The organism is Psychrobacter sp. UBA2769 (genome assembly GCF_002352555.1).
GTDB classification, from domain to species: Bacteria; Pseudomonadota; Gammaproteobacteria; order Pseudomonadales; family Moraxellaceae; genus Psychrobacter; species Psychrobacter maritimus.
The window spans coordinates 1-11,838 of sequence record NZ_DEIR01000018.1 but is presented as its reverse complement, the minus strand read 5'-3'; the positions used below and the strand labels follow the sequence as shown (position 1 = coordinate 11,838).

The following is an 11,838-nucleotide window of genomic DNA, read 5'->3' as shown; positions in this document are numbered from 1 at the left end:
GATGCCGGTAAAGGTTAAGCACTGCATGTAAACGCTGTCCTTTATCGTCAGTCTTATCGTACGCATAACCGTACACATAACAATGACCCAATCGGCTTTGATTGGGTCATTTTTTGTTGTTATGATAGAGCGTCACTAAGTAATAGTTAAGCAATAGTTAGACAACCGTTAAACGATAGTTTTATGTACAGTTTAATCCCACTATTGCGATTGTTTTTATTTATATAACTTAACTATCACACCCTTAATCACTCTAATAACAAGGATAACCCCATGGCTTTATCACTTAATAAAGGCGGTAACTTATCGCTAACCAAAACCGACCCAAACTTAACCAAGCTGCTTATCGGTCTTGGTTGGGATGAGCGCGCGACTTCTGGCGCTGAGTTCGATTTGGATGCCAGTGTGTTTTTACTCAGCACGGCGGGTAAAGTACGCGGCGATCATGACTTTATCTTTTACAACCAGCTCAAATCTGACAATGGCGCAGTTGAGCATACCGGCGACAACCGTACTGGCGAAGGCGACGGCGATGATGAAGTCGTTAAAGTAAACCTAACCCAAGTACCTGCTGATGTCGATAAAATCGTCGTCACCGTCACTATTCATGATGCAGCCGCTCGTAGCCAAAACTTTGGTCAAGTAGCCAACGCCTTTATCCGTGTTGTGAACGAAGAAACAGGCACAGAAGTGGTACGTTTTGATTTAGCAGAAGATTACTCTGTTGAGACGGCGATGGTATTTGGCGAAGTTTATCGTCATAACGGTGAGTGGAAATTCCGCGCCGTTGGTCAAGGTTATTCTGGTGGCTTGCAAGCCATGTGTCAGCAGTATGGCGTCGATATCTAACACGGTCTTGATATTTTATCCTTACCGTAAATCGACTTTTATAGAATGATCACGTCCAAGACCTAAAGCAGGTCTTAGCTATTTATTTAAAGTGACTATTTAAAGTGGCTATTTAAAGTGATTGTTGAAAATCAATATTTAACATCACTATTTGAAACCACTATAAAGTCACTGTTTAAAGGTGCTGTAAACAGGTACTTCAACAGTAATTATAAGCCGCTATTTTGACGGTAAAATATGGTTGCAAAATAGTCACAATTATTCATAGCTAAAAGACTGGTAATGCTTTATGTTTCGTTTAAAATTATGCAAAAAAGTGGTTAGCAATAACCGCTTTTTTTGCGGTTTGTGTCTATAATAGACCGACCTTAGCTTTATGCAACCAGACAGGATGTGTCATGAGACATTTTTATTTAGACTTTATCTTCACTATTATTGCCCTAGCGGTAGCGGCATGGTGGGGATATTCACACGGCGGTATAGGCGGTATGATAACCACCTTATCTATTACCGCTATTTTGGCCGTCATGGAGATTTCATTATCATTTGATAATGCGGTGGTCAACGCCTCAGTCCTTAAAGGCTGGGACGAATTTTGGAAAAAGATTTTCTTAACCGTCGGTATTTTAATCGCCGTCTTCGGTATGCGTTTGGTATTCCCTATTGTCATCGTCGCCTTTACGGCTGAACTTGGCGTTATGGAAGTTGTCAACTTGGCTTTAAATGACCCTAAAGAATACTCTGCCCGCTTAATGGCGCACCATGCTGAAATCTCAGCCTTTGGTGGTATCTTCTTATTACTGGTATTCTTGAACTTTATCTTTGATGATAAAGAAGTACATTGGTTTGATTGGCTCGAGAGCCGCTTAGCAAAGCTGGGTAAAGTCGATGCCATGAGCGTCTTCGTTGCGCTTATTTTCTTGATGATTGCCGTATCGTGGGCGAATCCTGAGCAGTCAGCAGCGGTATTGATTGCGGGTGTTTGGGGTATCTTAGTATACCTTGGCGTACAAGTGGTCTCGGGGATGCTTGAGGGTGACCTTGAAGCAGACTTAGAAAGCGAAGAGAATGGCTCAGGCGCTGCGGCGACCAGCGCGATTATGAAGGGCGGTATTATCGGCTTCTTATACTTAGAAGTCCTTGATGCTTCATTCAGTTTTGATGGTGTGATTGGCGCATTTGCGATTACCAATGACGTTATCGTGATTATGCTTGGTCTGGCAATCGGTGCGATGTTTGTGCGTTCGATGACTATCTTCTTGGTCGATAAAGGCACGCTTGATGAGTTCGTCTATCTTGAGCATGGTGCGCATTATGCCATCGGTGCTTTAGCCATCATCATGTTATTATCTGTGAAATTCCACGTGCCAGAGATTGTAACTGGTCTAATTGGTATTGCGTTTATTGGTTGGGCGTTTGTCGCTTCACTCAATTATCGTAAGCGAGAAGCAAAGTCGATTACTTAGTTTGAATTTTAGTTTCAACGCTAACTTCACATTAAGCAAAAAGCGCTTTGATAGAAAATCGTAGTAATGACAGGTTATATCAAGTAATTGGTATAACCTGTTTTTTTATCTGTATTTACATACTATATTTTTGAATGCTTAGATGTTTCTGAATGCGTAGATGTTTCTGAATAGTTAGCTAAATCTTTGGCATTAAATTTGAGTTTTTCTATATGCTTGATGCATGGCGCACACCTTTAATCTCTATCATCAGCAGTGCGCTCAACATAGCTTATTGCTTTCTTATTTTTCCTTCCCTGCCAGCACTTTTTGCAACTTTGCCAATATCACACCATATAAAGGTAAGAAAATAAGCACGCCCATTACTATCTTAAACAAGTAATCCATCGCACCAATCTCAACCCAGTGCGTTGCCATAAAAGGGTCAGGGCTTTTATAAAAAGCGATGGCAAAAAAGCAAAAGCTATCGACCAGATTACCAATAAACGTCGATACTAAGGGCGCAATCCACCATGTTTTAAGCTGGCGTAATTTATTAAACACTTGAATGTCTAACAGCTGTCCGACGACATAAGCGCTAAAGCTTGCCACCACAATGCGAAAGACAAACAGATTAAAATCTAGCAGATGCTCATGACCAACAAACTGACCATTTGAAAACACCACCGAGAAATAATAAGAAATTACCAGCGCTGGCAGCATAGCAAAGAAGATAATGCGTCTAGCGAGATTTTGACCAAATATGCGTACGGTCAAATCCGTAATCAGAAAGATGAAGGGAAAGGTGACGGCGCCCCATGTGGTAATAAAACCAAATAGTCCGACAGGTATTTGCACCAAGTAATTACTGATAGCAATAATAAATATATGCAGACTGACAAGCCAAAATAAAGCACGGCTGTAGCGAATAGATTGAATCGGGGTGGTTGAAAGGGTACTACTGCTCATAGAAGAGTCCTTTTTTTAAGTCAGGGTAGAGGGAACCTGAGCGCGCTATTATAAATCATAATAAGATAAATAGCCAAAATAGGTCTGATATAGCCATAAAACCCTTTTTTTCTAAACAAACATATAAATGTCATATAGTCACACAAAATACGCCTTGCTTAGTCAGCAAACGCTTAGTATAGTAAACCGTAATGATATGCAGGACGTGGCGTACAGGTCGATTTATTGACCTTTTGCGCTAAGATACTTTCGCTAAGATAGTTACTTTATCTAAGTGAGTAATCACTGCACTATTTTTAGTTTGTTTTATAAAACCAAATCCACTTAATTATTAATCCAAAAGGATATTTATATGGCTATTAGCTTAACAAAAGGCGGCAACGTAAACTTATCAAAAGAAGCGCCCGGTTTAACCAATATCACGGTCGGTCTTGGCTGGGATCCACGCGCCACTGACGGCCAAGAATTTGACTTAGATGCGATTGGCTTTTTGGTCAACGAAGCAGGCAAAGTCCGTAACGACCAAGATTTTATCTTCTTTAATAACTTAAAGTCAGACAATGGCGCGGTTGAGCACACCGGCGATAACCGTACTGGTGAAGGCGACGGCGATGATGAAAAAATCAAAATCAACCTAGCTAGTATCCCAGCTGACGTCAGCAAAGTCGCTATCTGCGCCATCATCTATGAAGGCACAGCTCGTAACCAAAACTTCGGTCAAGTTGGTGATGCTTACATCCGTGTGGTAAACGATAACGGCGAGGCTGAAATTGCCCGTTACGACCTATCAGAAGATGGTAGCACTGAAACGGCAATGATTTTTGGTGAATTATATCGCCATAGCGGTGACTGGAAATTCCGCGCAGTTGGTCAAGGCTTTAGCGGTGGTCTTGGACCATTAGCCGCCTCTTACGGCGTCAACGTTTAACGTCATCGTTTTATACGATAACTGTAAGACCGCTATTAAGCCCCCTATTGCAATCGATTATTTGATTGCGATAGTTAATAAGCCATCAAGTGTGCCTGTTTAAAGCATTTGATGGCTTTAAATGTAATTGGCGGGCTTAAATTAACAACGATGATTTTTATAGAGAACGAAGCATTTAAAAATTTCAGAATAAGGATTTGCACCCCATGGCCGCAACGTTTAGCTTAATCGGCACTATTGAACCTTTTTTGCATTGTAACTTAAAAAAAGGCGACTCAATTTATTGTGAAGCCAATGCCATGGTGATGATGGAGTCGAACCTTGAGCTGAAAGGTAAGCTACAGGGTGGACTCATGCAATCACTGATGCGCCGCTTTGCTAACGACGAGTCACTTTTTCAACAGCAAATTGAAGCCGTCAATGGTGAAGGTGATTGTTTGCTGGCACCCACGCTCGATGGTGATATGCAAATCATCGATTGCGGCGCTCAGCAATATACCTTGAGCGATGGCGCGTTCGTTGCCGCACAAACCGGCGTCGATATCAGAGCCAATATCCAGCGCAACCTCGGCGGCGCGGTATTTGGTGATACTGGCGGCTTTATGGTGATGCAAACCCAAGGTCAAGGTCAGGTAGTGGTGTCAGGTTTTGGCTCACTATTTGAGATTGATGTGACGCCTGACAAAGACGTTATTATTGATAACGGCCATGTGGTCTGCTGGGATTCAAACCTTGATTATAAGCTTTCGGTATCGACCAGCAAGAAAAAAGGCATCATGAGCAATATTATTAACTCCGTCACCAGTGGCGAAGGCATGGTTTTAAACTTCTCAGGAACAGGCAAAGTTATCATCTGCTCGCGTAATCGTGACAGCTATCAAGGTTGGCTACAAAGCATTTTAGGTACTAACTCAGGTGGTCGTGGTGGCAGCGGTGGTTTTTTAGATAACATCTTATAACTTAAGTTTCATTTTATGATTTAAGTTTATAGCTAAAATTACAGCTCATACTGAAATTAATCACCGAAAAACAGCACTGAAGATTTAAGTATTCTACTCACAATTATTATAAGGATTTTACCATGGCAGTTAGTTTACAAAAGGGTCAAAAAATCTCCCTCAGCAAAGAAGCTGGTGGTGAGCTTACTCAAGTAAAATTGGGTTTAGGTTGGGACGTCTTTCAAGGACCGCAAGAGAAAAAAGGCGGCTTTTTAGGCAAATTATTTGGCGGCGGCAGCGGCGGCGACTCGATCGATTTAGATGCCTCATGCATTATGTTTGATGCCAATAAACAAGCCGTCGATGCGATTTGGTTTAGTCAGCTAAAATCAAAAGATGGCAGTATCGTCCATACCGGCGATAACCGCACGGGTGACGGCGATGGCGACGACGAAGTCATCAATGTTGATTTATCAAAAGTTCCAGCGAACGTAGTATCACTGGTATTTACCGTCAATAGCTTTACTGGTCAGACGTTTGAAACGGTAGAAAACGCCTTTTGCCGTATCGTCAATGCCAATAACAATACTGAAGTGGCACGCTATAACTTATCGTCACAAGGTACTCATACGGCGATGATTATGGCCAAAGTTTATCGCCATAATAATGAGTGGAAAATGCACGCCATTGGCGAGACTGCTTCTGGTCGTACCTTCCATGACTTAATGCCTGCTATCACACCGCATGCGTAAATAGGTTAAGCAATCCGAAGTAAGAGTTTTAGTAATCTATAAGCAATCAGCCCGTCTATTTTATAATAGACGGGCTGATTTTTTGTATTAAATAATACTATTAAAGCGCTTACTTACTACCACGTTTCCAGCTAAAGCCCCAGTTAAAGGCTTTATCCATCTCTTGATGGCCTTTAAAGTACTCATTAATACGTTCAACGTTGATACTGCCATTTTGATTGACCAAACGTGCGATGGCGCACATTGGTAAATTACCAGCACCTTCTGTCAAACGAGTTTCAATCGGTGGCTGGTCGGGTACATGAATGGTTACGACGCCATCGGTTTGCGCCCAGTTTGGTGCACCTTCGTAGATAAAAGCAAAGATAAACACTTCCTCAATCTGCGACCACTGTTGTCCATTGATATCGAGCCACTCACCGCCGCTGACTTGTCCGGTTCTATCATCGGCACGTAACAATACATAAGGCGCTGATTGTAGATTGCCGAAGCGATTGCCCAAGGCCTGAATCAGCGTTTTTTCACCATTTTTTAGATGAATCATCGCTCCAACATCAAGGTCAATACCAGCGGCTTTATGCTGCTTAAACAGGTCGCCTAGCAAGCCTTTTTTAGGGGCTTGCGTACTGCTATCTGGGCGTTGATTCCAATTAAGATTGACAGAGATTTTACCAAAATCTTCACGTTTTTTTAGATTGATGCTAGATTGGTTTTTGGTTAAGGTGATTTTACTTAGGTTAATTGACGGATTTTGAGAAGCTGTAGGAATTGGCGGCGGCGTCGTTGTTTGAGGCGCACTACCCGCTTTTTGCGTATTGATAGGTCTTTGCGTATTGATAGATTGAGATTGGCTTTGCGCTTGATTTTGTGACTGGCTTTGAGCTGGGGCTTCATCGGCAATTTCAACACCGAAATGTTCAGACAACGGCTTTAAGCCACCTTCAAAACCTTGGGCGATAAAACGGAGTTTCCAACTGCCTTGGCGGCGGTAACACTCTGCTAAGATAATCGCTTTTTCATTACGTCCGGCAGCACTTAACTGACAAGTCATCAGCACTTGGCTGCCTTGTAATACTTGGATATCCACATCGCCGACTTGCGCAAGCGTTTGCGCACTAGAAAACGCGAGGGCTATCTTCTCAATACTTGCAGGCTGCGCAGGTAAGTTAATATCAAAAAATCCATCGCTATCATGACCACGGAAACTGACGCTGCTATCATCGCTACGCGTCTGCCCATAAAATATCATGTCGCCATCGCCGCGTACCTTACCGTCAGTGGTCAGGCGATAAGCGGCGCAATCGATGGCGCTTTGGCTTAAAATACGAATGCTGATATTATCCGTTGGCAGCGGTGCATTAGCGCCAGCAATCAGTTTTTGAGGTTGACTCATCATTTATCCTTTAGGTTATTTATTATTTGTTTATATAGGTGAGATTGGCTATCGCTATATAGTAGCATGGATAGCGCCTGATTTTTACAGCGCACGGCCGTTCAACAAGGCGTTAACAACGCTGCAAAAACATTTTTACAAATCCTTAATGCTATTTTGTCAGCAGCATTTATAACGCTTAGCATTTGTATATAATAGACCCTGCTATAACCAACACTGTTAACCAACACTGTTAATCAACGCTGTTAATCAACGCTGTTAATCAATACTGTTAATCAATACTGTTAATCAATACTGTTAATCAATACTGTTAACCAACGCCGTATCGCGCCTTGGGTTATTACCTTATTAAATGCCAGTCCCAGTTATTGCCCTCTAAAATTTATGATAACGCTGAGAGAATTATGAAAACCCCTGCTAACGAAAGCCCTCATACAACGTCGACTGCCGTGCCACCTGCCGTTTGGTTGGCTGAAGGTCAGTCAAGCCAGCGTGATATGTTAGCCAGCCTGCAAACACTAAAAGCCCAATCTGATACGCCATTTAACATTATCGCGTCACATCGCCATAATAGACCTGAGATTTTTGAATTTGCCGATAGCATTTACCGTGAGCCATCTGCAAGCGCTGCAGATAGCGATGAGCAAGCAATGCTCGAATCTGTTGAGCCATTGATGCCGCGTTGGCAGTTTGTCTTACAGCAAGCCAAAAACAATAACGTTAAAGTGTTACTGACTGGACGCAATGGCATTGATTATGAAGCCCACCGTCAAGCATTTGACGCGGCTGGCATTCGTTTATTGACTGGCGCGACAAGTGTGGTGGCGTTAGAAGCGATAGATGATAAATTTGCCTTTATGCAGCAGTGTCATGAGCATGATATTCCCGTTGCCGATGCATGGCGCTTTGATAATGTCGCAGAGCTTGAGGCGTTACTTGCTACGTACGGTCATCAGCCTTTATGCGTCAAACCGGTTACGGGTATTTTTGCCCAAGGTTTTTGGCGGCTAGATTTAGCCAAAAACGATGGTGAACAGTACGATAGCTTTGAGCACTTATACTTTACCGAAGAGAAAAAAATCAATACCACGCAGTTTATCAATGCCTATGCAAACAGTGTCATGGTGCACCAGCGCCCTATTCCTATGTTGCTAATGCCTTATTTATCAGGGCAAGAATACTCTATCGATGTCGTTTGCGAATATGGTGAAGTATTGGCTGCCATCACCCGTTATAAAACAGGGAAAATTCAGCATATCGGCTACGAGCAAGCGGTTATGGATGTGGTTATTCCACTGATTAAAGCCTTTGGCTGCGATGGTATCGTCAGCGTGCAAACCAAGGCCGATGATGACGGGCAGCACCGTGTGCTTGAAATTAACAGTCGCCCCTCTGGTGGCATTGATTACACCACTCATAGCGGGGTCGATTTAACCCAAGTTGGATTTGGCTACTGGCTCGGCTTAACCGATAAACCAAAGCTTGCGGATATTGCACAGCAAATCACTCCCTGCCAAGTACGCTCAATTATGGTTAGCGTAAAAATTGAAGAAGATGCTAGCGAGTAAGTAAAAACAATGAAATAAAAAATCGGCAGTAATAAATCGGCGGTAACAATCGACGGCAACCGAATATGTTCAATAAGAGGCAGGCGATGACAGCACAAACCACGTTAGTGTTAGGGGCAAATACGGTTATCGCCCAATCGAATTGTTCGGTCGCTTTTGCGACAACAAATCAGCTAAAGTTTGGCGAGCAGCTTGGACTATTATGGCTGCCTTTAGATGAGCATCGTAAAGCGGCTTGTAGCCCTGCTTATCTGCATGAACCAAAAGAGTGGGCGCAGCTCAATAGCAAGGATAACCCAAACGCATGGCAATTGGATTTGCCTGCATTGTTTGATAAACAAGGGGTAAGCTTTTTACAATTGATTGCTTATGTTTATCATGAGCCAAGCCTCAACTTACCCGCTGTCGAATTAAGCAAAGTAAATTTAACACTCAATGCTGGCGATATTCATTATGAATTTACCGCAAGTGAGCGCCATGTTAAAGCAGCAATCATATTAGAAATATACCGACGCAATGGACAATTTAAATGCCGCGCTCTTGGTGAAAGTTCTACCCAAGGATTTGCAAGCCTAGAGCATCATGTGCAAATTAGCCTCGATATGCGTCCGCCAGATACGCACGCCCTTATCCAAGATGCTCAACGTGCGCAGCAGGGTTATCCTAACAGTGATACGCGCCCGCCAAGACACGTTCAGTCTGGTGAAACTTGGACAGGGACGGCTTTTGCTATTGACCCTTATCATCTATTGACTTGCTATCATGTCATTGAGTCGGCGGCGATGATTGGAATTCGACAACAAGGGCAGCCTGATCGTGAGGCGCAAGTGGTGCTTAGCGATATCGGTAGTGATTCAGCCATTATTAGAGTAAGCGAGCCGCTGCCAAGTTATTTACCCTTAGCACAGCGTTGTACTGATAATTTGGGTGAAACCATTACGACTTTAGGGTTTCCATTATCAGGATTGAGCAGCCAACTACAAGTAACGCAAGGCTGTATCTCAGGACTGACAGGGTTTGGTGATGATATTCGCTATATGCAATTTACCGCGCCTATTCAACCCGGCTCTAGTGGCAGCCCTTTATTACTGCCGACTGGCGAAGTTATCGGGATGGTGACGTCTAGCCTCGTGCACGAGCATGCACAAAATATGAACTATGCGGTGAAATTTCAGTTATTATCCGCCCTACTCGCGAGCGCTGGAATGAGTTTAGATAACTTATCTGAGTCCTCTGGCTCAGATGACATGTCACGCACGACAGCTGCCGCGTTGACCACACCGCAATTGAGTAAGCAAAGTCGCGGTGCTTTGTGGTTAGTAGGATGTCAGGGTTAAGTAGTCATTACAACGATATAAAAAATATGAAATAGTCACTTTAAGAAAGTGTATTAAGGAAAATAAATGCCCGCTAAACTCAAAAGTATCGCCGTACTTATTGATGCCGATAACGCTTCAGCAAAGAATATTGGTTATATTCTGCAAGAGATAGAGAGTATTGGACATATCACTTGTAAAAAAATCTATGGCGACTGGGGCAATGCACATATTCAGAGCTGGCAAGAAGCATTACTTAAATACGCCATCGACCCTATGCAACATTTCGCTTATGTAAAAGGCAAAAACGCCACTGATATCGGCATGGTTATCGAAGCCATGGATTTACTTTATAGTAACAATTACGATGGTTTTTGTCTGATATCAAGTGATAGTGATTTTACTTCACTCGCGCTACGTATTCGCAAAAATCATGCAAAAGTATTTGGCTTTGGCAAACGCAATACGGTTAGCGCGTTTTCACAGGCGTGTGATAAATTCTTTTATGTAGAGGATTTATTAACTGCTAAAAACGACTCAATTAAAGTCACTCCTGCACCGAATAAGAATAGCGTCCCAGCCTCAAACATAGCACAAGAACGTTGGACGACTAAGCAATTACATACCCAAAATCATCTTATTGGCGTAATAAATAAGCTTATCAATGAGAATTCTAATGCTAAAGATGGTTGGTTAGATATATCTTATCTAGCTCGTGAAATTAATAGCAATTATAATAACATTAAGCTCGATAAGTATGGGTATAGAAAATTTTCAGACCTCATTACTGCCTTACGCTTATACGATATGCGCCGTGAAAATAGCACTGTACTTATAAAGATAAAAAATAAAAAAACTACCTCACCTTCTGTAAAAGCTAATAGTAAATCAACGTCAAACTCACAAATTGATGATAATGCTATTCATCAAAAGCAAATGTCTGAAACCACATCCAACCTCTTTGCCGCTGCACCTATTATTGTCAAAATAACAACCGCCCCTACGATCGATGCCGTATTATTTAGAGTAGACGCCACTGCAAAAGTACGTGGCGATGAAGACATGATATTTTACGGACAGACTCATAGTGAAGATGGTGCAGTCGAACTGGATCAACAGCTTGAAGCTGAGAAATCCATATCTGAGTTCAGTTGTGATCTAAACCTCCAACCTGCCAATATTGAACAACTTAACTTTGCGTTATCAAGTGAGCTTGAAAACTTAGCGACCGACTCACTGCAGACACCTATTCAACTAAGTATCCTTGATAAGCAACAAAATGCATTATTGTTTTCTGGTGAATTTGACATAAAAGATAAGTCAGGTCAAAGTCTGATTCTATTTACGTTAAACCGAGCAGGCAAACAATGGCAATTTACGCCAAAGCATCAAAATATAGATGGCGACCTACGTTATCTTTGCGAAAAATATGGGATAGAAATAAGCGATGACTGATATTAAAAATAATATGACGGCTAATAAAATGTATAAGCATAGCATCACCCTACCACGCGGCACTCTTGATCTGACTTATCAAACCAATTCAGCCATTGAGAAAAATGAAATAGAACAAAGCAATCACTATCAATTAGAAGACTTGCTTGGATTTGCGCAGCGCATTAATCCTAAACGCGCATTTTTGTTTGTCTCAAAAGTCTTAGGTCGCCATATTCCAGTCGC

General features: G+C 42.3%; 11 protein-coding genes. 9 read left to right on the top strand and 2 right to left on the bottom strand.

The genetic code is table 11. From position 1 onward, the window contains the following. The first annotated feature begins 273 nt into the window (after nucleotides 1–273). Nucleotides 274–849, top strand: coding sequence for a TerD family protein (locus B3Q63_RS07990; RefSeq protein ID WP_025650997.1), 576 nt, complete (start codon nucleotides 274–276; stop codon nucleotides 847–849). 398 nt (nucleotides 850–1,247) lie between these two features. Further along, nucleotides 1,248–2,315, top strand: coding sequence for a DUF475 domain-containing protein (locus tag B3Q63_RS07985; protein WP_271133966.1), 1,068 nt, complete (start codon nucleotides 1,248–1,250; stop codon nucleotides 2,313–2,315). 282 nt (nucleotides 2,316–2,597) lie between these two features. Here B3Q63_RS07985 and B3Q63_RS07980 read toward each other — a convergent pair whose 3' ends face one another. Beyond that, nucleotides 2,598–3,263 (bottom strand): 7-cyano-7-deazaguanine/7-aminomethyl-7-deazaguanine transporter, encoded by a 666-nt coding sequence (locus B3Q63_RS07980; protein ID WP_201565717.1) that lies wholly within the window; start codon nucleotides 3,261–3,263, stop codon nucleotides 2,598–2,600. 352 nt (nucleotides 3,264–3,615) lie between these two features. Here B3Q63_RS07980 and B3Q63_RS07975 point away from each other — a divergent pair, with 352 nt between their 5' ends. The 3 genes from B3Q63_RS07975 (at nucleotide 3,616) to B3Q63_RS07965 (ending at nucleotide 5,881) form a co-directional block, all read left to right on the top strand. Further along, nucleotides 3,616–4,191, top strand: coding sequence for a TerD family protein (locus B3Q63_RS07975; RefSeq protein ID WP_201565719.1), 576 nt, complete (start codon nucleotides 3,616–3,618; stop codon nucleotides 4,189–4,191). 206 nt (nucleotides 4,192–4,397) lie between these two features. After that, entirely contained in the window at nucleotides 4,398–5,150 is a 753-nt protein-coding gene (locus tag B3Q63_RS07970; RefSeq protein WP_296175566.1) for a TIGR00266 family protein, read from the top strand. A gap of 122 nt (nucleotides 5,151–5,272) precedes the next feature. Then, entirely contained in the window at nucleotides 5,273–5,881 is a 609-nt protein-coding gene (locus B3Q63_RS07965) for a TerD family protein (RefSeq protein WP_201618778.1), read from the top strand. Between the two features lie 109 nt (nucleotides 5,882–5,990). Here B3Q63_RS07965 and B3Q63_RS07960 read toward each other — a convergent pair whose 3' ends face one another. Then, on the bottom strand, nucleotides 5,991–7,274 hold the full coding sequence (locus B3Q63_RS07960) for a TerD family protein (protein WP_296175562.1): 1,284 nt from the start codon (nucleotides 7,272–7,274) through the stop codon (nucleotides 5,991–5,993). A gap of 404 nt (nucleotides 7,275–7,678) precedes the next feature. Between B3Q63_RS07960 and B3Q63_RS07955 the strand changes: the two genes are divergently transcribed. The 4 genes from B3Q63_RS07955 to B3Q63_RS07940 form a co-directional block, all read left to right on the top strand. After that, entirely contained in the window at nucleotides 7,679–8,842 is a 1,164-nt protein-coding gene (locus B3Q63_RS07955; protein WP_296175560.1) for an ATP-grasp domain-containing protein, read from the top strand. Between the two features lie 86 nt (nucleotides 8,843–8,928). Next, nucleotides 8,929–10,179 carry a trypsin-like peptidase domain-containing protein gene (locus tag B3Q63_RS07950; RefSeq protein WP_296175558.1) on the top strand — a complete coding sequence of 417 codons (1,251 nt, stop codon included), beginning with the start codon at nucleotides 8,929–8,931 and terminating at the stop codon, nucleotides 10,177–10,179. Between the two features lie 66 nt (nucleotides 10,180–10,245). Next, on the top strand, nucleotides 10,246–11,613 hold the full coding sequence (locus B3Q63_RS07945) for an NYN domain-containing protein (protein ID WP_296175556.1): 1,368 nt from the start codon (nucleotides 10,246–10,248) through the stop codon (nucleotides 11,611–11,613). After that, nucleotides 11,606–11,838: phosphoribosyltransferase domain-containing protein (locus B3Q63_RS07940; protein ID WP_296175554.1), on the top strand; the 233-nt coding region annotated here is incomplete at its 3' end. The genes B3Q63_RS07945 and B3Q63_RS07940, both read left to right, overlap by 8 nt.

What these genes read in the sequence shown, in the direction of transcription:
- B3Q63_RS07990 (WP_025650997.1), top strand. Translation starts at nt 274, where the DNA reads ATGGCTTTATCACTTAATAAAGGCGGTAACTTATCGCTAACCAAAACC.
- B3Q63_RS07985 (WP_271133966.1), top strand. Translation starts at nt 1,248, where the DNA reads ATGAGACATTTTTATTTAGACTTTATCTTCACTATTATTGCCCTAGCG.
- B3Q63_RS07980 (WP_201565717.1), bottom strand. Translation starts at nt 3,263, where the DNA reads ATGAGCAGTAGTACCCTTTCAACCACCCCGATTCAATCTATTCGCTAC.
- B3Q63_RS07975 (WP_201565719.1), top strand. Translation starts at nt 3,616, where the DNA reads ATGGCTATTAGCTTAACAAAAGGCGGCAACGTAAACTTATCAAAAGAA.
- B3Q63_RS07970 (WP_296175566.1), top strand. Translation starts at nt 4,398, where the DNA reads ATGGCCGCAACGTTTAGCTTAATCGGCACTATTGAACCTTTTTTGCAT.
- B3Q63_RS07965 (WP_201618778.1), top strand. Translation starts at nt 5,273, where the DNA reads ATGGCAGTTAGTTTACAAAAGGGTCAAAAAATCTCCCTCAGCAAAGAA.
- B3Q63_RS07960 (WP_296175562.1), bottom strand. Translation starts at nt 7,274, where the DNA reads ATGAGTCAACCTCAAAAACTGATTGCTGGCGCTAATGCACCGCTGCCA.
- B3Q63_RS07955 (WP_296175560.1), top strand. Translation starts at nt 7,679, where the DNA reads ATGAAAACCCCTGCTAACGAAAGCCCTCATACAACGTCGACTGCCGTG.
- B3Q63_RS07950 (WP_296175558.1), top strand. Translation starts at nt 8,929, where the DNA reads ATGACAGCACAAACCACGTTAGTGTTAGGGGCAAATACGGTTATCGCC.
- B3Q63_RS07945 (WP_296175556.1), top strand. Translation starts at nt 10,246, where the DNA reads ATGCCCGCTAAACTCAAAAGTATCGCCGTACTTATTGATGCCGATAAC.